Consider the following 20,342-nt stretch of genomic DNA (forward strand, 5'->3'; position numbering starts at 1 on the left):
TCCGCACTATAGGTCTACCGCGATGGCGATCACCTTGGTCTCGAGGTATTCCTCGAAACCCGCCAGCCCCATCTCGCGCCCGTTGCCGGACTGTTTGTAGCCGCCGAACGGCACGTCGGCGGAGTACCACACTCCCCCATTCACACTGACCGTGCCGGTCCGCAGCCGTGCCGCCACGGCCTCCGCACGATCCGAGTCCGCACTCCATACCGCCGCCGACAGGCCGTACGGCGAGTCGTTGGCGATGCGGATCGCATCGTCGTCGCCGTCATGGGCCACCACCACCAGCACCGGGCCGAAGATCTCCTCGCGGGCCACCCGTGCCGAATTGTCCAGCCCGCGAATCACCGTCGGTGCGATGAAATAACCCAGGCTCAGCCCGGCGGGTCTGCCGCCGCCACAGGCGAACGATCCACCCTCGGCCACAGCGAGATCCAGGTAGCCCTTGACCCGGTCCCGCTGGCGGGCCGAGATCAGTGGCCCGCACACGGTGGCAGGGTCGGTCGGGTCGCCGACCGGGATGTCGGCCATCGCAGCGGCCGCGGCGTCGACGGCGTCGTCATAGCGGTCACGAGGCACCAGCAGCCGGGTGGTGAACGCGCAGCCCTGCCCGGCGTGCCGGGAGACGGCCACTGCCGCCGCACCGCAGGCCAGCGCCAGGTCGGCGTCGTCGAGGACGACGAAGGCCGACTTGCCGCCGAGCTCGAGGCAGACCTTGGTGATGGTCGGCGCCGCGGCGGCCATCACCGCCGTACCCGTGGTGCTGGACCCGGTGAAGGACACCAGGTCGACTCGGGCGTCCTCGCAGAGTCGCGCGCCGATCCGGGGGTCGCTGGAGGTAACGATGTTGACAACTCCAGGTGGAAAGTCGGTGTGCTCAGCGATGATTCGCCCGACATGGGCGGCACACCACGGCGTCTCGGGGGCCGGCTTGAGCACCACGGTGTTGCCGGCGGCCAACGCCGGCCCGAGTTTGGCGAGGTTGATCTGATGCGGGAAGTTGAACGGGGTGATCGCGCCGACGACACCGTAGGGCTCACGCACCAAGTCACGCCGCGTCGCGATCCCCATCGGGGACGCCAGACCCAGATCAGTTCGCCACGAATAATTTTCGGCGATATCGGCGGGAGACGCGAGATCGTTGACCGGACCCTGTAGGTGCGAGCCATGGGTGCCCGTGATCGGGGCGCCCACCTCGGCGACGGTCACCGCCCGCAGTTCCTCTATCTCGGCGTTCAGCGCCGTCCGCAACTGGCGCAGGCAGTGCACCCGCAGCGCGACATCGCGCGACCAGTCGGTGTCGTCGAACGCTGATCGCGCCGCGCCGATCGCCCGGGCCATGTCGGCGGCGTCGGCGTCGGCGGCCAACCCGATCGGCTCTTCGGTGGCCGGGTTGATCGTGCTGAACGTGCCAGAGCCTCCGGCGACCAGATGGCCGTCGATCAGCAGGTCGGTCACAGCGGATCCCGGGCGACCGGGCACGACATGCACCGCGGTCCGCCGCGCCCGGTACCGAGCTCCGAGGCGGCGATGGGCAACACCTCGATGCCCGAATCCTGCAGCCGGGCATTGGTTTCGGTGTTGCGCTCATAGGCGACGACAACGCCGGGCGCCAATGCCAGCGTGTTGTTGCCGTCGTCCCACTGTTCACGCTCGGCTGTCACCGGGTCCAGCCCGGTGTCGATGACCCGCAGCTGCTCGATCTCCATCGCCTCGGCGGCGGCCTTCACGAATGGCGCCTCGTCGAGGATCGTCACGCCGTCGGGGGTCCGTTTGATGGTGAACGCCGACAGTGAGTCGCTGATCGCGGGATACATCACCACTGCGTCGACATCGACCATCGTGCAGACGGTGTCCAGGTGCATCTGAGCCCGCTCCTGCGCGATCGGGACCGCCAGCACGGTGTGGGCGAGCCCGTCGTCGAACAGGCTGCGCGCCAACGCTTCCGCACCTGCCGGTGTGGTGCGTTCCCCCACGCCGACGGCCACCACACCGGGCGAGAGCAGCAGCACGTCACCGCCTTCTACCGGCGCGGTGTGGGACTCGTAGGCGCGGCGGACACCGAGGAACCGCGGGTGGTGGGCGTAGATCAGGTCGGTCAGCGAGGTTTCGCGGATCCGGGCCGGCAGCGCCAGCGAGGTGATCGCCACCCGCGGGCCGATCCAGAACGACGAGTCGCGGGTGAACAGCAGATTGGGCAGCGGCTCGATGACGAAGTCGCCACCGTGGTGCATGCGCCGCACCAGCGACGTGTCGGCATTCGCGCTGGACGGCAACTCGGTGAAGGTCATCCCCGCGGTCAGCACGTGCGCCAGCGCCGCGGGCTCCAAGCTGCGCAGATAGGCCGAGAGTTCTTGCGCCAGGGGCAGTCCCAGACGCCGGGCATCCACGGCCGCGGAAATCCCTTGTATCCGCGCGGCTCCGCTGTTCAGCGCTTCGGTCAGCAACTCGGCCAGTAGCAAGACTTCCACACCCCGCGACCGCAGCAGATCGGCGAACGCATCGTGCTCCTGCTGGGCTCGAGACACCCACGGCAGGCCGTCGAAGAGCAGTTTGTCGTTGTTGCGGGGGGTGAGCCGCTGCAGCTCGGCTCCGGGCCGGTGCAGGATCACGACCCGCAGCGTCCCGACCTCTGAGTTGGCGCCCAGCACGGTGGCAGTCACGTTTAGCACCGTAACAACAGGTCAGCCAGCTCAACTATCGTTGAGATGTGACCGAGCAGGAATTGACGCCCGGCGAGCTCGCCCTGCGGGCCGGCGTTGCGATCTCGGCCCTGCACTTCTACGAACGCCAAGGTCTGATCAGCAGCCGCCGGACCTCCGGCAACCAGCGCCGCTACGCCCGCGACACCCTGCGCCGGGTGGCCTTCATCCGGATGTCCCAGCGCCTCGGCATACCCCTGGCGCGGGTCAGGGAGGCGCTGGCGTCGCTGCCCACCGACCGCGTGCCGACGAGCCGGGATTGGGCACGGCTGTCGGCGGGCTGGCGCGAGGACCTCGACGAGCGGATCCTGCATCTACAGCGGTTGCGCGACAACCTCGCCGACTGCATCGGCTGTGGCTGCCTGAGCCTGCGCAGCTGCGCGCTGTCGAACCCCGAAGACGTGCTCGCCGGCCAGGGCCCCGGAGCGTCTCGGCTGTAGATCATGGGGTATCGAACAGATGTGCGATATCCTCGGATGCGTGTCTGTGGCGGTTCAAGGCGCGCTGTTCGAGCACAGCGAGCGCCGCAACCTGGGCGCAGGCGCTTGGATCGACCTGCGCTCGGCCTGGGTCGAGGATGCCGACGCGCTGTTTGAAGGCCTGGTCGACGAGATCCCGTGGCGTGCCGAACGGCGGCAGATGTACGACCGCGTCCTCGACGTCCCCCGCCTGGTCAGCTTCCACGACCTGACCACTGAAGCAGCGCCGCATCCCGTCATCACCAAGCTGCGCCGTCGCCTCAACGACATCTACGGCGGCGAACTCGGCGAACCCTTCACCACCGCGGGCCTGTGCCTGTACCGCGACGGCACCGACAGCGTGGCCTGGCACGGGGACACCATAGGTCGCAGCAGTACCCAGGACACTATCGTCGCCATCGTGAGCCTCGGGGCCACCCGGGTGTTCGCGCTGCGGCCTCGCGGTGGCGGACCGTCGCTGCGTCTCCCGCAACACCACGGCGACCTTCTGGTGATGGGCGGTTCGTGCCAACGCACGTGGGAGCACGCCGTTCCGAAAACCGCACGGCCCAAAGGTCCGCGGATCAGCATTCAGTTCCGCCCCCGCGACGTGCGCTGAGCTCAACTACGAATGGCGTTGACGCCGGCGACCAGCAGATCGCGGGCCCGCTGGGTGTTCACCGGCACGACCGGCTTGTCGGGTTCCACCAGCGGGTTGGCGGCGACGATCACCTGATAGACGCCGAAGTGGGCGGCGTAGTTGTAGGTCTCGCCGGTGCGCTGCTGGTTGTTGATCGTCGCCTGCAGGATTCGGTGCACACCGATCGTCTGGGTGCCGTCGATCTTCGGTGTGTCGACGGTTTCGACAATGCCGCGCATCCCTGCGCCGCTGAAGGTGACCTTCTTGCAGTCCGCTCCTGGGTCGACCACCGGCAGTGGCGAATTGGTCTCGACGGCCAGCACAATGAACCGGTTGCCCTCCCCCTGAGCGGAGACGGCGGCCATGTTGCCCTCGGTGCCTGTCGGTACGAGTTGTCCGGCGGCGAATTTCGCGCAGCCGGGCGGGTCGAATGTCAGCCCGTCGGGCAGCTTCTGCCCGGTGAGCAGCCTCTGGTCGATGCCCGTTTTGGCGACATCGGAGACCTGGAAGTCGGGGCCGAAGCTGGACTTCAGTGTCGTTATCTTGCCGATGTCGGCCGTGGGTTCGTTCGATCCACCCGAACCACACGCGACGAGCAGGCCGGCGCACAGCACTGCGATGACCGCGCCGGGTTTCAACATCGTGGCCAATGTACCCGGGTCAATCGCGCAGCGCGGACACGGTGGTGACCAGCAGGTCGCCCACGACCGCCGAATCCAGTGGCGGATGGGGTGATCCGGGATCGGTGATCAGAGTGACGGATACGACGTGGTTGTCCACGTAAGCCTGCGCGGTGACGGCGTTCCCATCGGTCTCGGTACCGGATTCCACGATAGTGCGGGTGGCGACCGTCATCGCGACGGTCTGGGCGCCGTCGATATGGGGCGCCTCAGACATGGGGGCCAGGGTCACCTCACCCGTCGTGTGCGCGAAGGTCATCGTCCAGTGCGCGCAGTCGCCGATCAGGCCGTCGTCCGGGGCGCCCTGACCGGGCACCGCGACGATGACGTAGACGGTGCCGCCCGACCCTGACGCCGAGTATCCGCGGGCACCTGGATCGGCGGGGGCGGGGTCGGCCAGCGTGGCGCACGGCGCGGGTGCCGCCGTCCAGCCGGATCCGAATCCCCACAAGCCTGCGGCGCTCACCGGTCCCGAGACGTCAGCGATCTCGTATCCGGCCGGTAGTGCGGTTCGGATCCGTTTGATGTTGGCCGGATTGACCGAACCTCCCCTCGGCAACAGGCTCGGCGACGACGAAGGCGACGGCGCCGGACTGGGCTGCGCTGCACACGCAGCCAGCCAGAGCGCCGTCAGGCAGACGATGAGCTGCCGCACGGGGACTTGATATCACTGATTGATTGCCCGATGCGCGCGCCTCGCGGGCATACGCTGTCTGCCATGTGTACTCGAGTGCTGTGGAATACCAACGATGTCATCGTTCTCACCGGGCGGACCATGGATTGGCCGGAGTCGACCCAGCCGGTGATCGTGGGGTTTCCCCGCGGCCGTGACCGCGACGGCAGCAACCCGGCCGGCTTGGTGTCCGATCCGAATCCGCTGCGCTGGACCAGTCAATACGCAAGCCTGGTTACCACGATCTACGGGCTCGGCACCGTCGACGGCCTGAACGAGGCGGGCCTGGCCGGCCACGGACTGTATCTGGAGTCGACTGACTTCGGCCCACGCGACCCGGCCAAACCCGGAGTACAGGCCGGACTGTGGTTGCAGTACCTGCTGGATCAGGCGGACACGGTCGCCGAGGCGCTGCGGTTGATGGACGAGATTCAGGTGCTCAAGATCTCCGCTCACGGACGAGACGCCAACCTGCATCTCGCCCTCGAGGACGCCGGCGGCGACTCGGCGATCATCGAGTTCGGCGGGGCCGAGCCGGTGATCCACCACGGCGCCCAATACACTTTGATGACGAACGATCCGACCTACGACGAGCAGTTGAAACTGCTTTCTCTGCAAGACTTCTCACATCCCAGCCGCGATATGCCGCTGCCCGGCAACGTCAATCCGGTCGATCGCTTCCAACGGGCGGCCTACTACTCGGCGCTGTTGCCCGCACCCGGTTCACAGCGTGAGGCGATCGCGGGCGTGATGGCGATCATGCGCAACGTGTCGGTTCCGTTCGGTGCGCCTTACGCCAACTTCGGCGTCTACAACACCGAATACCGGACGGTGACCGACCTGACCAACCGGATGTACTTCTTCGAGCTGAGCACGAGCCCGAATGTGGTCTGGATCGAGATGGATCGGTTGAAGCTGGACGACGGACCGGTCGTGGTCGATCCGTATGACTACTCACTGGTCGGCGACGTCACCGACCGCTTCACACCGCGAGAGTTGCCGTTCTAGCGGTTGAGGCGCCAGATGTCGGTGGACATCAGCGTCGCGAACGAGCACCACAGCGGGTAAGGCGCCAGCGCGGCACCGAACTTCGGGTCGGCACCGGCGGCGCGGCGTGCCAGGTCGGCGCTGCTGACAGCAAGTGCGCCCGCAAGGACCGCCGACGGCCCGAGCTTGTGCTGCTTGAAGAAGAGCCAGCTCCACCCCGCATTGAGCACGAGGTTGACACCCAGCGCGCCGAAGTAGCTGCGAGCTTTGGCCTCGTCGCCTTCGTTACGAAATTTCTCGACGGTCGCGGCCGACGTTACGGCGATATCGACATACAGCGTCGTCCACGCCACCGGAAACACCGCGTTCGGCGGAACGTAAGGCGGCTTGCGCAGTGTGGGATACCAGGTTTCGACCCCCTGACGGCTGGCGATGCTACCGACCACGGCTGCTGCGGCTGTGGCCAACGACGTTGCGACGATCGACTTGCCCATGACCGCCAAAGTACACGTGCGGCGCAGCGCCTACTTCTGGCCGCCCCGTGTCCCGTTCCCTCGGCGTGGCAATAGTGGACGCTTCAAACATTCACTCGGAATTAGCTGTGGATCCCATTAAGCTGCTGAATCGAATTCAGTTGGTCGCTGACAGAAGTGCGCCCCGACAAAAGGAGAAGTCGTTCGATGAACAAGATGACGGCGGTGGCGGCGGGTCTGGCCGCTGTTTCGTTGAGTTTCGCGCTCGTCGGCTGCGGCTCGGACAGCAAGACCGATACCAACACGTCCACGTCGACCTCGACGTCCACCGCGACGTCCACGTCGAAAAGCGCTGAGACATCGGCAAGCCCGAGCCCGGCGGCCGGCACGAATCAGACCATTCAGGACTACCTGAAGCAGAACCAGATCACCGAGACGCCGGTCAAACGCGGCGATCCCGGCTCACCCAACATCGATCTGGCGATGCCGCAGGGGTGGAAGGATGCCGGGGGCCAGACGCCCGACTGGGCCTACGGGGCGATCGTCTTCGACGAACCCCAGGATCCTACTGACCCGCCGAGCATCATCGCGATCGTCTCGAAGCTGACCGGCAACGTTGACCCTCAGAAGATCCTGCAGTTTGCGCCGGGCGAGCTGGCGAACCTGCCCGGCTGGCAGCCTCTCGGCGACCCCAACAAGAGCACACTGAGCGGTTTTGACGCGGTTCAGCTCGGTGGCAACTACATGAAGGACGGCAAGAAGCGGATCATCGCCCAGAAGACGGTGGTGATTCCCGGTAAGGACGGCCTGTACGTCCTGCAGATGAATGCCGATGCGCTCGACGGCCAGGAAGGCCCGCTGATGGACGCCACCAACGTCATCGACCAGAAGACCACGATCACGCCCTGATCTGTGTAGTCCCCGGCTGCCGACGTGCGTTCGTACGCCCGTCGGCAGCCGAGCTTTCTTTGTGCCGTTCTCCCCGATTCGCTTGTGGAAGTACGACACTAGCGGCGACTCGGACCGGCGCGACTGGCCACCGAATTCTGGCTGCTCGCAGGATCATTCGTCTTGCTCGTCGACCACCTCGCCGAGGGTCTCCTCGCCGCCGTTGGTGTCGACTGCCACGTCCAGCGGCTCGTTAGACTCACTTACTGTGCCATCTGGGACACTACGAGCAGCTAACGAGTTCGCTAGGTCGGCATCGCCATCTCGATAGATCTCCTGGCGGCACGTCCAACGCCCAGTGCCCCAAGGCTCTAGCGGCCAGCCGAGCGAGGTGCGATCATGAAGTGAACAAGCGTGGTCAGCCGATGGGGGGCGACATGCCCGAGCTGTTCGATGAACTTCTAACGACATGCCACTTGTGTGGTCATTTGCACATCGACTGCGATACGTGCCCTTGCGTTCTGCGCCTCGGACATTGGGTCATCGATGGATGCGATCACTGCAAATCGAGGGACGACCAGCGTGTGCAGCCAAAGGCTGAGCGGCAGATCAAGTCACGCCCTGACCGCCAGGTGTGACACGTAAGCCCAATTTTTGCCAGTGCCGAAACGGGCAGCTAGCCCAATCCCTGGCGTACCACTTGGCCCACGTCGCCTCGGGCTAGCAGCCGTCTATGTCGATGCCGAGCATCGACATCGACGGGTAGCCGACCTTGCCATGTCACCGTGGAGTACGTTTAGCCCGACCACGGACAGGGGCAAGACCTAGCAGCGCATCGTCGATGAGCTTGCCGCAGAAGAGAAGTCGGCGCTGACAGTGCCGCACTGGCGGAGCGGATCGGAGTGTCCGACCGGCAGATTCGCCGCGCCGTCCACGCGCTGGCCGACCGCGCCCCGGCTACCCCTGCGAGTCCACCCCGACTACCCATACTGCGCGGCGGCGTCAACGACTACCACCACCGGAGAACGGCTCGTGGGACACTAAGCGCGGGAATACGCCGACGCCTCGGCGACCTGCTCGGCACTCGGCCGCACCCCGGTGTAGCGCTCGAACTGTTCAGCCGCCTGAAGAGCGATCACTTCCGCGCCCGTGATGACCCGCTTCCCCGCCGAGCGGGCCGCGACGATCAGCGGCGTCTCCGACGGCACCGCGACGACATCGAAAACCGTTTGCGCAGCAGCGATCACATCGTCGCCGTAGGCGGGTTCATGTTCCTGCGGCCCGCCGGCCATGCCGATGGGTGTCACGTTGACGATCACCGGCGTCCGCAGTTCCCCCACCTCACTGCGCCATTCGTAGCCCAGGCGCTCTGCCAGCTCCAGCCCGCTGTCGGCGTTTCTCGCCACGATCGTGCCCTCATGGAAACCGCTGTCCCGGAACGCCGTTGCCACTGCGCTGGCCATCCCGCCGCTGCCGCGGATCAGCACCGCCGCATGCGGGTCCAACCCGTGCTCGGCGATCAGCCGCTGCACGGCCGTGTAATCGGTGTTGGCCGCGGTCAGCACGCCCTCGTCGTTGACGATCGTGTTGACCGCGTTGATCGCACGCGCCGACTTCTCGACATGATCCACCAGTGCCAGCGCGTCCTGCTTGAACGGCATCGACACCGAGCACCCTCGAATGCCCAGCGCTCGCACACCGCCGATCGCGGCGGCGATATCCGTTGTGGTGAAGGCTTTGTAGATGAAATCCAGGCCGAGCTGCTCGTAGAGATAGTTGTGGAAGCGGGTGCCTATGTTGCTCGGTCGGGAGGCCAGCGAGATGCACAGCCGGGTGTCCTTGTTGAGCGCGGGCCTGGCCATCTCAGCCGATCGCCCGCAGCGTTTGCCGCACGCTTGCCCGGATCTCGGCGGCCAATGCCGGATCGATAAGCAGCGCATCGGCTTTCGGTACGTCGAACTCGGTTATCACAACTCCGGGCTCCTCTCGCTCCCAGTGAGCACCGAAACGGTCGAGGATCGTCCGCATCGGCACATTGTCGGACAGCACTCGGCCCGAGAACCGCTTCACTCCCCCGACCTGGGCGGCGACGATCAGCGCGTCCATCATGAAGTTGCCGATGCCGCGGCCCTGGTAGGCGTCACCGACGATGAACGCGATCTCGGCGAGCGACGGATCCGACTCGTCACGGACGAAGCGCACGTCGGCGACGACCGGGCCGTCCACGCCGTCCACGAGCACCCAGACGAAGTGGTTGACGTAGTCGACCTGGAACAGATAGTTCATCAGCGTCATGCTGGGCGCACGCATCGTCATGAACCGCCGGTAGAGCGTCTCGCTGGAGAACTCGATGGGACCATTCGAGGTACGTTCGCTGTCACCGGGCAGCGCCGGCCGCAACATCAACTCCGTGCCGTCCTTGAGCACCACCGGGATCGGGGTGACGAAGGCTGCCAGCCGCTGCCGGGCAGTGCGAACCATCCGCTCGCTCATACCGGGCAGATCCGCCAGGATCTCGAAAGCCGCGTGGTCACCGATGTACGCCGTCAAGGGTTCGGTGACCGTGACCGTGGCCGTGCGGGGCTTGTCGCGCAACAGTGCGATCTCGCCGACGATCATCCCGCCGCAGACCTCGCCGAGGACGACCTCGCCCTCGTCGCCGATGTGGCGGACCTCGGCCCGGCCGGATTGGATGAGCAGGAACGACACCGCCCGCTCACCCTGGCGGGTCAGCATCTGGCCGACCGGCGCCTGCAATGGCTGCAGATGGGCGGCCAGCGGACGCAACAATTCAGGCGGACACCCGTCGAACACCTCCATGCGCGCCAAGCCCTCGGTGCGCACGGTGATCAACTCAGGTGTCGCGCCCAGTGCCGACGCCAGGCCGCTCTCGCCGCCGTCCGCCGTCATGCGACCTCCGTTGTCATCGACTTCGAGGTTACCGATGGGCGAGAACCGCCCGGACCGATTCGCCATATCCGCCGGGTGCTGCGCTACAGGTGCTTCGACCGATTCACGAAGCGGCCGGCGCGCGGTGAAAACAGCCAGCCACCACCGGCTTTCGTTCCACCGTCGACCGGGATGTTCTGCCCGGTGACGAACCCAGAAGCCTCCGATGCCAGGAACAACGCGACCCTGGCCTGGTCCTCCGGCCAGCCGACTCGGCCGACCGGCGCCCAGGATTCCCACAGGTGGTCGACGTCCTCGTAACCGGTGAGATAGTCCACCTGCGGGGTCTGGGTGAGATCTGTGCCGATGCCGTTGACCCGGATGCCGTGCCGGCCTAGGTCGACCGCCAGACACGTCGTGAAGTGTGCGACAGCGGCTTTCATCGCGCCGTACACCGGATCACGAGGGAAGCCTCGCATGCCTTCCACGGAGTGGATATTGACGATGCTGCCGGTTCCTGCCTTGATCATGGCGCAGACAAATGCCCGGGTAACTGCGAACACGTGGCGCAGATTGATGTCGTACATCCGCTGCCAGCTCTGGGGCGTCGACTCGTCGAAGGCCACCATCGGCCGGTAATCCCCGACGTTGTTGACCAACACATCCACCCGGCCGTGCTCGGCCAGCACCGCATCGGCCAGCCGGGCGACATCGTCGTCGACGGTGACATCGACGACGTGGCTGCGGATCACACCGCCGGCCGCCGAGATGTCACGGCTGATCCGTTCGGCGCGGGCAGGGTCGATCTCGGCGACCTCGACTGCGGCGCCATGCGCGGCGAACAGCCTCGCGATCGCGCCGCCGATGCCGTCCCCACCCCCGGTCACCACCGCAACGCGGCCATCCAACAGGCGATTCCAGTCCGCGATCTCCGCAATATCGCGGGGGCCGTTGCTCATAGCGGCGCAGCCTACGCCGGTCAGTAAGCGAGCAGGTTCACAATCCTGGTGAACGCAGACGGCAACGCTGCCGCCGCGGGCACCACCCGCGACCGCGTCGGGCCGAACTCGACGGCGTGCAGCAGGCCCGCGGTCAACAGCCGATAGCGCCGGGTCATCTGTCGCCATTGCCGGTCGTAATCCGCGGGCCGGTCCGCCAGAACGCAATTCACCAACAACTCCGCGCCGCCGAACGCAAGGCCGAGACCTTCTCCGGTCAACGCATCGACGTACCCCGCGGCATCGCCCACCAGCATGATGCGGCCCGCGGTGCGGCCGGCCACCCGCTGGCGCAACGGTCCCGCGGCCCGCTCGGGCCCGTGCGGGTGGCCGTTCACGCGGTCGCTCAACTCGCCGAACTCGGCCAGCCGGCTCTCGAACGAACCCTGGCGCGCAGTCAGGATCGCGATGCCGACGCAGTCGTCGGCGACCGGCGTGACGTAGGCCTCCGCCCCGTCACCCCAGTACACCTCGACCCGGTCGCTCCACGGCGCGATTCGGACATGGCGTCGCAGTCCCCACCGGCGCGACCCGCGACTCGGACGAGCCAGGCCAAGGGATCGCCGGATCGGTGAGTGCAGCCCGTCTGCGGCGGCCAGATAGCGCGCACGAAATCCCGCACATAGCACCGAATCCGCATCCTGACTGATCGATCCGACATGGGCGGTGACCAATTCGACGCCAGCGGCGCCGGCCGCTTCCACCAAGGCACTGTGCAACGCTGTGCGGCGCACGCCACGGCCGGGGCCGGCACGAAACGGGGCGTCGACGCGGCGTTGTGAATCGAAATAGGTGATACCCCGAAACAGCTTGCCGGGCAACGTGATTCCGAGTTCGTCCAGTTGCCGCACGGTGTAGGGCATCATTCCCTCGCCGCAGGCCTTGTCGATCGGCGGGTGACGCCGCTCGACCACGGTCACCGCCATTCCCGCGCGCGCGGCGTGCAATGCCGTGACCAGCCCGGCCGGCCCGCCGCCCGCGACCAGGAGATCGATCACGACAGGCTTGCCAGAGCGGCGTTTTCGGTGCGGATGCGGGTCCGTAACAGGGCCGCGTTGAGAATTGTGAAGACCAGTGCGGTGATCCAGCCGGTGTGCACCAGGGGCAGCGCGACGCCCTCGGCGATGACCGCGACGTAGTTGGGGTGGCTGAAGTACCGGTAGGGTCCGCCGCCGACCCGCTGCGCGCCGGGAATGACCACGACCCGGGTGTTCCACTGCTGCCCGAGGGTGGTGATGCACCACCACCGCAAGCCTTGGGCGGCAACCACTATCGCGAACATCGGCCAGCCGAGTGCAGGCAGGAACGGCCGGTGGAGCCCGATCACCTCCACCAGGGCGCCCACAAGCAGCCCCGTGTGCAGGACCACCATGATCGGATAGTGGCTGGCGCCGAACTCGACACCGCCCTGCGATCGGCTCCAGGCGAGATTGCGCCGGGCGACGATCAGTTCAGCGACGCGCTCCAGCGCGACCGCCGCAACGAGCAATACATACCAAGTCATCAGTGCCAGCGCAGAAGCACCAGTTCCGAGCAGAACCCGGGACCCATGGCCATCATCACGCTGGGGCCCGCTGCCGGATGCTTGGCAATGGTGTCGCGCAGCACGTGCAGCACCGAAGACGAGGAGATGTTGCCGATATCGGCCAGTGATCGCCAGGTCAGCTCGAGTGCCTCCTCAGGCAGTTCGAGGCTGCCGACGATGGCTTCGATGATCTTCGGGCCGCCCGGGTGGCAGACCCAGGTGCCGATATCGTCGATGCTCAGGCCGTGTGCGCCAAGGAATTCCGTGACGTCGGCGGGCAGGTAGCGCTCGATCACGTCGGGCAGGTCGGCGGACAGAACCAGCTCCAACCCGGACGCGCCAACGTCCCAGCCCATGGTGCGCAACGAATCTGGATACAGATGGCTGCGTGAGTCGATGATGTCGGGGCCGCTGGCGTTGATCTTCTTGGCCCGTCGCTCACCGACCGCAACGACGGCTCCGGCCCCATCTGCGAACAGGGCGCTGCCGACCAGTCCGGGCATTGTGGGCTTATTCGCCGTGTAGGTCATCGAGCACAGCTCCACGGACACCAGCACCGCGACGCCGTCTGGGTCCCCGCGCAGGTAGTCGTGCAACCGGGCCACACCCGCCGCGCCTGCGACGCAGCCCAGCCCGAACATCGGCACCCGCCGCACGTCGGGCCGCATCCCCAGGCGACCGGCGATACGGGCCTCCAGGGACGGAGCAGCGACACCCGTCACGGTCGTCGAGATCACCAGGTCTACATCTTCGGGACGCAGGCCGGCTTCGTCGAGCGCACCGGCGATAGCAGCAGACCCCAGCTCGACAGCGTGCTCGATGAACAGATCGTTGGCTTGGCCGAAGTCTTTCAGCGCCGGGTATTCGTCCAACGGCATCACGAAGTGACGATTGTCGACCTTGGCGCTGCGGTGCAGACTGCGCAGGATCTCCTCGTACTCGCCGTACCCACCAATGGTGAGGAACGCTTCGGTGATCTCGGCTTGGCTGAAGCGGTGCGGGGGCAATTCACCGCGCACACCGGCAATGACACTGATCGGACGCATGTCTTGGATACGAAGATCCTTCGCGGCTGGTTCACCAGTGTTTGCCTGTGAGCCCTCGTTTGACACGTCATCCAGTATGCCTGGCCGGGCCGGCTTCGCGTATGCCAACCCGTTGGTGCATCCACACCAGCGGCTTGGGCGCCCACCAGTTCCACCGACCCATGACGTGCATAAACGCCGGTACCAGGACGAGCCGCACCAGTGTCGCGTCGGCCAGCACAGCCAGCGCCAGGCCGAGTCCGAACATCCGCATGAACGACACGTGAGCGGCTGTCAACGCCGCGAACGAGATTGCCATGATCAGGGCAGCAGCGGTGATCACGCGGCCGGTGTGAGCCACGCCGAGAGCGACGCTCTCGTCGTTGTCCGCGACGCCACCCTGAGGCGATGCGAGCCAAAATTCCCGGATCCTGGACACCAGGAACACCTCGTAGTCCATCGACAGTCCGAAAGCGATACAGAACAACAGGACCGGAATATTGGCTACCAGGGTCCCGGTCGACGTCGTGCCGAGCGCATCGAGATGGCCGTCCTGGAAGATCCACACCATGGCGCCGAACGCCGCCGTCAGCGAGAGAACATTGAGCACAAGCGCCTTGAGAGGCAACACCAGGCTTCCCGTCAGCAGGAACAGCAGCACCACCATGATCGCCGCGATCAACCCCAGCACCACGGGAAGCCTCGAGGTGATGGCGTCGACGCTGTCCCGGTTGGTTTGGGCCATACCGGTGAACTCGACCGTCCGGTTGCCGGGCGTACTCACGTCGTGCAGCCGGTCGAGTTGGGTTGCCGAACGGTCGGAGAACAGAGGCGCGGCGCATTCCACGGTGAGCAGCGCACTGCCCGACGCCAGCCCGGTCGCCGCCGTCGGCACCCCCACCGGATTTCCACGCACGTAAGCGCCCACCGGCGCGGACACTGCCGTCACATCGGGGACTCGTGACAAGTCCGCGGCGTATCGGGCGATCTGAGCGTCGGACAGCCCATTCGCATCCGGGATCACGATGGGGATCGCGGTTTCGGAATCGTTGGTGAAGTCGCTGCGCAACTGGTCGCCCACCTGGTGCGCCGACGCCGACGTGGGTAGCACGCGGTCGTCGGGGAATCCGGGACGCACACTGAGAAAGGGCAGACCCAGAATCACCAGCAAAACCACCCCGGCCAGGCCGATCGGCACCGCGCGCTTCATTACGAATCGCGTTGAGCGGTACCAGAATTGCTCTTCGACGGGCCGCGGGGTGGGTTCTGCCCGGCCGAGCATGCGGCGAAGTAGACGGCGCACGTCGAGCGCGTCGAGTCGATCGCCGAGCATGCTGATCGCGGCGGGCGTGATCACGATCGCGGCCAGCGCGGCGAATGCCACGGTGGCCACACCCGCGTAGGCGAACGATTTCAGGAAGTGCATCGGGAACAGCACCATGACGCCCATCGACAACGCGACCGTGGTGCCGGAGAACAGCACGGTGCGGCCCGCGGAGACCATGGTCCGCATCAGCGCCTCGTCGCGGTCGTGCCCCTCGGCCAGTTCGTCGCGATAGCGGCTGATCATCAGCAGGGTGTAGTCGATGGCTAGCGCCAGCCCCATTGCGGTGGTGAGATTCAGCGCGAAGATCGAGACATCGGTGAAGAAAGTCGTCACCCGCAGGACAGCCAAGGCACCGAGGATCGCCATCAGCCCGACGGCGACCGGCAGTGCGGCGGCGAAGACGCCACCGAACACCCACACCAGAACCAGGAAACTCAGCGGGATCGCAATGGACTCCATCAGCAGCAGGTCATGCTGGGATTGCTGAGTCACCTGCAGATTGACCATCGCAGTGCCGCCGGTGCGCACGACGATGCCGTCGCGGTCGCGACTGATCTGGTTGGACAGATCTCTGGCGTAGGTCTGCTGACTGGCTTCGTCACCGGTGATTCCGGCCGAGATCAGGCCCGACTTCTCGTCGCGGCTGACCAGCGCGTCCGCCGCCTGCGGCGGAGATGTCCAGGGTGAGCTGATCCCGGTGACATGGCCGGACCGCTTGAGCTGGTCGATGACATCGAGCGCGACCGCGCGCGTGGCCGGGCTGTCGAATCGATCGGAGGTCACGACCACCAGGAAGGGGACGTCGCCCTGCCCGAACTTCTCGGTCAGCAGGTCGCTGGCGCGGGACGATTGCGAGTTCGGGTCGGCGAAGCCGCTGGGAGACAGATGCTTGGCGACGGGTACGCCGAAGATGCCGATCGCCACGATAACGAGGATCGCTACCGCGACCACCTGGCGCGGCGCGGCAATGGCTAGCCGGGCGATCGCTCGCAGCAATGGTTCGTCCTTTGGTTCAGCCCTGCCTTCTGCTGATACGTACAGGACCAGCAGGAGGTTCACTACGCCTCCCCGAACGGCTTCGCGCCCTACCCGGCAACGGTAGCCAATAGGGCACGCTGCGCGCATACGCAATGAAGACGGCGCCGAACACGCGGCGGAACCGCGCCTCCTTGAAAAGTGGACCCACCAGGCAATATGCGGTGAAAATGAGGGCGACCACCAGCTGGTCGGGCGTCCACGTCGGCACCGTCCAGACCGTCAGGGTGAAGGCGACATAGATCGGCTGCCGAACCAATCGGAAAAGACCAGTGGTCGGCATGCTCGGATACACCGGGCGCCGGCCACGCAACAGTGCGATCCAGCCCAGCGTGCCGATCTGGACCGACAGGCCGGCGTCGTACATGGCCTTGCCGAGCAGCAGCCAGGCGCACGCATACAGCACGTCGAGGACGACCAGCGCCGGGCCGTGGGCCTGCCACCAGATCGTGCCGGACGGGGACCATAACGCGAAAAGCGCGAACACCTGAAGCGACGCGACGGTAGCAGGGCATCGGCTGGGAGACGATGGAACACCGTAGCCACATGGAATACCAGAATCTGGTGCCCGACCGGGTCCTCGAGTCGCGGTATCTGGGCTGAACACAAGGGTCCCCTCCCGCACGGAGCGGAAGGGGACCCGCGCGTCAGGCAGCAGCTTTGTGCGTGCCGGCCCGTCGGCTGGAACCGGTTCCCTTCTTGGCTCCCCCGTCTGCCTTGTCGGTTGACGCGCTCTGGCTGGTGTCGTCTGACGTCGCCTGAGCCGAGCTGTCGCGGCGGGTCGAGCCGGCGCCGGCTTTACCCGGCTCGACCTTGTTGCCGTCGCCCAGATCCGTTGCGCCGTTCGAGGTTTCCTCCGTCGCTTGCGTTGTCGCTGCCGCAGACGTCGACTTCGTCTTGGCCGCAACGGACGTGGAAGTGGCTGCCGCGCCGCCCGGCAGCGCGCCACGGATCGCCTGGGCGATATCGGTCACCGTGTTCTTGACAAAGGCGACGCCGGCCTTGGCGACCATGACGACACCGTCGCGGACTGCGGCTACAACCTGGCTGAAATCGCGAGACTTGAGGGCCTGCACCACGTTGTAGACCGCGGTCTGCGGTGCCACCACCAAATCACGCACGTTGACGAACAGCTTGGTGCCGAGCGACGGGGTCTGGCTGACCTGGACGCCGTCCCAGCTGACCAGCGTCCAGCCGTCCTCCGGATTGCCGGTCACCACCACGACGGCGGTGTTGCCCAGCGTGTGGGTGAGCATCAGCAAAATGTCGGGATTCTTGACGTTCATCATCGTCCAGATCATGATCGTGGCGCCGTGGGAGAACAGCAGCGGATTGGTATCACCGTTGGCGATCACATCGTTGATCACGCCGTTGACCCGGGCCTCGAACCCGTTGCCGTTCTCGCCGCCGGGGATTGGCAGGCTGCGCAGGCCGAGCGTCCAAGCCACCGGGATCAGGAAGTAGGCGATGCGGCCGAGTCCGCTGTCGATGGGGGATCCTTCGAAGATGCCCGCGCTGATCTCGTGGATACCGGCTTCCTCGTACACCGGGAGGTTCGGCAGAAGTGCTTCCAGCGGCGCCGCGGTCTCTTGGGTGCGAATCATGTTCGAGGTGTAGATGCTGTCGTAGCCACCATCTTTGAGCTGCTGGGCGATGGCCTCGGCCTGCTGCTCACCGAGCGCGGTGAGTTGGGGTCCGGGGACCGACGTGTCGATCCCGGCACCAGCGATGTTGCCGTAGGACTCGCCGTGCCGCACCCAGGTGAGGGTGATCGAATCGGCCGCCCAGGCCGGCAGCGCCGACGTCAGGAACAGCGCCACGGCCGCAAAGACAGTCGTGATCGCCTTCAGTGTCAGGCGCCGAGCGCCTGTGTGATCTCGCATCCCAAACTCCATCCAGATCCCCCGTCGGTGCTACAACGCACAGACACTAGCGGCTGTGCGATCGGTCACAGTACACAATCGCAAATCTGTCTACAAACCCCCAGGCTGGGGTATGTCAGCAACCTAACGACTTCGTAATTTCTCGGTATCGACACTCGCCAGCGGCGCATTGCCGTGGTGTCGTGGAAAGCGATGCCCTCTCACCTGATCCGCGCCGCAGGCATTGCGGCGGCCGCGGCATGCTCCGCGTTGCTCCTGACTGCTCTGCCACACGCCGGCGCCGCCCCCGCCTTCGACTCACAGGGATATGTCGACTCGACTGCGCGCTGCCCGTCCGCCGCGGTGCTGTTCGGTAGCACCGACAGTTCCCGGGTAGCGATCTGCAAGACGTCCGGCGGATACGAATACCGCGGCGTGCGGGTCACCGATGGCGCGAAGCTGATTCTGTCCGCGTCCAGCTCAGGCAACGGCTCCTATGCCGCCGCCAACAACGGCATCACCTACACAGTCAGCTCGAGTTCCTTGGTGGTGAGCTCCGCAGGCAGCGTGGTTCGCACAGAGTCGTGGGTGGATTTCCACGGTCCCCAGACGTCGCAGTCGCAGACCTCGACGACTTCGAGCTCGTCATCGTCGACCTCGACTTCATCGTCTGCACCGACGACGTCGGCTACCCCGACCAGCACGACCCCGACGTCGACCACCCCGCTACCGCCACCGATGGCCGCCGAGGTGGGTGGCGGCAGCAGCCACTGACACGCCCGCGCGTCCCCAAAATTGGCTCTTCTGGTCTGAATTGGGCCAGCTGAGCGATCTGTCGGTGTCGACGTCCTGCAGCGACTGCGCGATCCTGTTCAGCCACCTGATGGCCAAGTCCGAAGCGGACATCGAGCGAATGGTGCGCGCTGGCGTAGGCGGCTAGCCGGCTCAAGTGAAGGTGAGCCGAAGCCGCTCGAGGCGTCGCACAAGAAGACTCGGCAGCCATCTGCCGAGTTCGGCGACCTCGATCGTCGATGTGCGTTCGAGCAGCTGCCCGATGACGATCTGAGCCTCCAACCGTGCCAGCGCCGCGCCGATGCAGTAGTGCGCGCCCTTTCCGAAACTGATGTGCCCCTTGCCTGCCGGCCTGTCGAGCCGGAACTCCGCGGGATCGTCGAAGTGGGCCGGGTCGCGATTGGCCGCTCCCCACAGGAGGAGCAGACGGGAACCCGCTTCGAGTTCGGTACCGAACAGCTCGGTGTCGTTGACGACGTGACGGTAGTGGCCCCGGAACGGCGGCTCATAGCGGAGTACTTCTTCAAGAAACGGCCCGAGTAGATCGGGGCGGTCTCGAATCTGCTCGGCGACGTTCGGCTGCTTCGCGAGAACGTAAGCGGCAGAACCGATCAACGACGCCGTCGATTCACCTCCGGCACTGAAGAGCGTGATCATCATGGCCTGGGCAGCCACTGCGCTCAACCCCCCGGTCGAACATGCCACGGCCAGATCCCCCAGCAGGTTGTCGCGTGGTTCGGTGCTCGCCCGAGCGAACTGCTCGGTGATGTAGGCGCTGAGTTCGAGCACAGCAGCACCGGCCGATTCCATTTGGGCTTGCGTCACCAGACCTTCGACCATTTGGGTCGCGGCGTAACCCCAACCGATGAGGGCGTCGACATCGGCGTCGGGGACGCCGATGATCCGGCCGACAATCATCATCGGCAGCCGGTTGGCCATCGCGCTCATCCATTCGATCCCGACGTCTGTGGCACTTGCCTCCCACAAGCCCGCTGCGGCATCGGAGATATATGGTTCGAAGGCGCGGATGCGCTTTGCGGCCAGCTGCGGCAGCAGGAGTTTTCGGTGCACCGAGTGTGCGGGCTCGTCGGCGGTCGCCAACGCCTGGATTTCCCCGCCGAGCTCGCCCACCTCGAAGGCCGACACTGTGCGGGGCGGTTGATAGATCATCGTGGCCGTCAAGTTCGACGAGAAGTCTTCGCACCGTGCGACCGCCTCGGCGACGGCCGCCCAACTGCTCACGGCATAGAAGCTCGACTCCCCGATGGGGTGGACGTGACCGGCCCGATGCATCGCCGTGTACAGCTCGTGCGGATCCTGGATGTAGCGATCGTCGAACAGCGCCAGCCCGAGGCCGGTATCCGCCGATGTCATGTCCCTACGCTGAG

At 66.0% G+C, this 20,342-nt stretch carries 21 protein-coding genes; 6 read left to right on the forward strand and 15 right to left on the reverse strand.

The genetic code is table 11. The annotated features are described in order from the left end of the window. Nucleotides 1-6: 6 nt before the first annotated feature. Both CG716_RS12960 and arcA read right to left on the reverse strand, forming a co-directional pair. Nucleotides 7-1,458 carry an aldehyde dehydrogenase gene (locus CG716_RS12960; RefSeq protein WP_234817830.1) on the reverse strand — a complete coding sequence of 484 codons (1,452 nt, stop codon included), beginning with the start codon at nt 1,456-1,458 and terminating at the stop codon, nt 7-9. Then, a complete protein-coding gene (gene arcA, locus CG716_RS12965) occupies nt 1,455-2,663 on the reverse strand; it encodes an arginine deiminase (protein ID WP_094480091.1) in 1,209 nt (402 codons plus the stop codon). The genes CG716_RS12960 and arcA overlap by 4 nt, the downstream gene beginning before the upstream one ends. A 47-nt stretch (nt 2,664-2,710) precedes the next feature. Here arcA and soxR point away from each other — a divergent pair, with 47 nt between their 5' ends. Further along, nucleotides 2,711-3,142 carry a redox-sensitive transcriptional activator SoxR gene (gene soxR / locus CG716_RS12970; RefSeq protein WP_094480093.1) on the forward strand — a complete coding sequence of 144 codons (432 nt, stop codon included), beginning with the start codon at nt 2,711-2,713 and terminating at the stop codon, nt 3,140-3,142. 40 nt (nt 3,143-3,182) lie between these two features. Beyond that, complete coding sequence (locus CG716_RS12975) at nt 3,183-3,779, forward strand: alpha-ketoglutarate-dependent dioxygenase AlkB (protein ID WP_207760666.1); 597 nt, start codon at nt 3,183-3,185, stop codon at nt 3,777-3,779. 2 nt (nt 3,780-3,781) lie between these two features. Here CG716_RS12975 and CG716_RS12980 read toward each other — a convergent pair whose 3' ends face one another. Both CG716_RS12980 and CG716_RS12985 read right to left on the reverse strand, forming a co-directional pair. Next, a complete protein-coding gene (locus CG716_RS12980) occupies nt 3,782-4,441 on the reverse strand; it encodes a DUF5642 family protein (protein ID WP_094480097.1) in 660 nt (219 codons plus the stop codon). A 19-nt stretch (nt 4,442-4,460) separates the two neighbouring features. Further along, nucleotides 4,461-5,135: a DUF5642 family protein gene (locus tag CG716_RS12985; protein WP_094480099.1), complete on the reverse strand. Its 675-nt coding sequence runs from the start codon at nt 5,133-5,135 to the stop codon at nt 4,461-4,463. A 63-nt stretch (nt 5,136-5,198) separates the two neighbouring features. Between CG716_RS12985 and CG716_RS12990 the strand changes: the two genes are divergently transcribed. Further along, nucleotides 5,199-6,161, forward strand: a complete 963-nt coding sequence (locus CG716_RS12990) for a bile salt hydrolase (RefSeq protein WP_094480262.1) — start codon at nt 5,199-5,201, stop codon at nt 6,159-6,161. Here the strand turns inward: CG716_RS12990 and CG716_RS12995 are convergent. Further along, complete coding sequence (locus tag CG716_RS12995; protein WP_094480101.1) at nt 6,158-6,634, reverse strand: TspO/MBR family protein; 477 nt, start codon at nt 6,632-6,634, stop codon at nt 6,158-6,160. The two genes, CG716_RS12990 and CG716_RS12995, sit on opposite strands and share 4 nt — an antisense overlap. 186 nt (nt 6,635-6,820) lie before the next feature. Here CG716_RS12995 and lpqN point away from each other — a divergent pair, with 186 nt between their 5' ends. Next, nucleotides 6,821-7,522 carry an envelope biogenesis lipoprotein LpqN gene (lpqN, locus tag CG716_RS13000; protein WP_094480103.1) on the forward strand — a complete coding sequence of 234 codons (702 nt, stop codon included), beginning with the start codon at nt 6,821-6,823 and terminating at the stop codon, nt 7,520-7,522. Nucleotides 7,523-8,541: 1,019 nt separating this feature from the next. Here the strand turns inward: lpqN and CG716_RS13005 are convergent. From CG716_RS13005 to CG716_RS13045, 9 genes are all read right to left on the reverse strand, one after another. Next, the gene (locus tag CG716_RS13005) at nt 8,542-9,363 is read right to left on the reverse strand and encodes a shikimate 5-dehydrogenase (protein ID WP_094480105.1); all 822 of its coding nucleotides are present in this window, start codon (nt 9,361-9,363) and stop codon (nt 8,542-8,544) included. A gap of 1 nt (nt 9,364) precedes the next feature. Then, the gene (locus tag CG716_RS13010) at nt 9,365-10,372 is read right to left on the reverse strand and encodes an acetyltransferase Pat (RefSeq protein WP_420093192.1); all 1,008 of its coding nucleotides are present in this window, start codon (nt 10,370-10,372) and stop codon (nt 9,365-9,367) included. A gap of 122 nt (nt 10,373-10,494) precedes the next feature. Then, nucleotides 10,495-11,349, reverse strand: coding sequence for an SDR family NAD(P)-dependent oxidoreductase (locus CG716_RS13015; protein ID WP_094480107.1), 855 nt, complete (start codon nt 11,347-11,349; stop codon nt 10,495-10,497). A 20-nt stretch (nt 11,350-11,369) separates the two neighbouring features. Next, nucleotides 11,370-12,386, reverse strand: a complete 1,017-nt coding sequence (locus tag CG716_RS13020; protein ID WP_094480109.1) for an NAD(P)/FAD-dependent oxidoreductase — start codon at nt 12,384-12,386, stop codon at nt 11,370-11,372. Beyond that, complete coding sequence (locus tag CG716_RS13025; RefSeq protein WP_094480111.1) at nt 12,383-12,892, reverse strand: isoprenylcysteine carboxyl methyltransferase family protein; 510 nt, start codon at nt 12,890-12,892, stop codon at nt 12,383-12,385. The genes CG716_RS13020 and CG716_RS13025 overlap by 4 nt, the downstream gene beginning before the upstream one ends. Then, nucleotides 12,892-13,950 carry a type III polyketide synthase gene (locus tag CG716_RS13030; RefSeq protein ID WP_094480267.1) on the reverse strand — a complete coding sequence of 353 codons (1,059 nt, stop codon included), beginning with the start codon at nt 13,948-13,950 and terminating at the stop codon, nt 12,892-12,894. Before CG716_RS13030 ends, CG716_RS13025 begins: the two co-directional genes overlap by 1 nt. A gap of 76 nt (nt 13,951-14,026) precedes the next feature. Further along, nucleotides 14,027-16,261 (reverse strand): MMPL family transporter, encoded by a 2,235-nt coding sequence (locus tag CG716_RS13035; RefSeq protein ID WP_094480113.1) that lies wholly within the window; start codon nt 16,259-16,261, stop codon nt 14,027-14,029. Between the two features lie 16 nt (nt 16,262-16,277). Continuing rightward, nucleotides 16,278-16,787 carry a methyltransferase family protein gene (locus tag CG716_RS13040; RefSeq protein ID WP_207760667.1) on the reverse strand — a complete coding sequence of 170 codons (510 nt, stop codon included), beginning with the start codon at nt 16,785-16,787 and terminating at the stop codon, nt 16,278-16,280. Between the two features lie 160 nt (nt 16,788-16,947). Further along, nucleotides 16,948-18,183 carry a histidine phosphatase family protein gene (locus CG716_RS13045; protein WP_165774133.1) on the reverse strand — a complete coding sequence of 412 codons (1,236 nt, stop codon included), beginning with the start codon at nt 18,181-18,183 and terminating at the stop codon, nt 16,948-16,950. 192 nt (nt 18,184-18,375) lie between these two features. Here CG716_RS13045 and CG716_RS13050 point away from each other — a divergent pair, with 192 nt between their 5' ends. Continuing rightward, nucleotides 18,376-18,936 carry a hypothetical protein gene (locus CG716_RS13050; RefSeq protein WP_094480268.1) on the forward strand — a complete coding sequence of 187 codons (561 nt, stop codon included), beginning with the start codon at nt 18,376-18,378 and terminating at the stop codon, nt 18,934-18,936. A gap of 40 nt (nt 18,937-18,976) precedes the next feature. Then, nucleotides 18,977-19,102, forward strand: coding sequence for a hypothetical protein (locus tag CG716_RS31105; protein ID WP_264005328.1), 126 nt, complete (start codon nt 18,977-18,979; stop codon nt 19,100-19,102). 5 nt (nt 19,103-19,107) lie between these two features. On the opposite strand, the gene CG716_RS13055 is transcribed toward CG716_RS31105, so the two are convergent. After that, nucleotides 19,108-20,328 (reverse strand): cytochrome P450, encoded by a 1,221-nt coding sequence (locus tag CG716_RS13055; protein WP_094480117.1) that lies wholly within the window; start codon nt 20,326-20,328, stop codon nt 19,108-19,110. Nucleotides 20,329-20,342: the final 14 nt, after the last annotated feature.

This window comes from Mycolicibacterium sphagni (assembly GCF_002250655.1).
Taxonomy (GTDB): domain Bacteria; phylum Actinomycetota; class Actinomycetes; order Mycobacteriales; family Mycobacteriaceae; genus Mycobacterium; species Mycobacterium sphagni.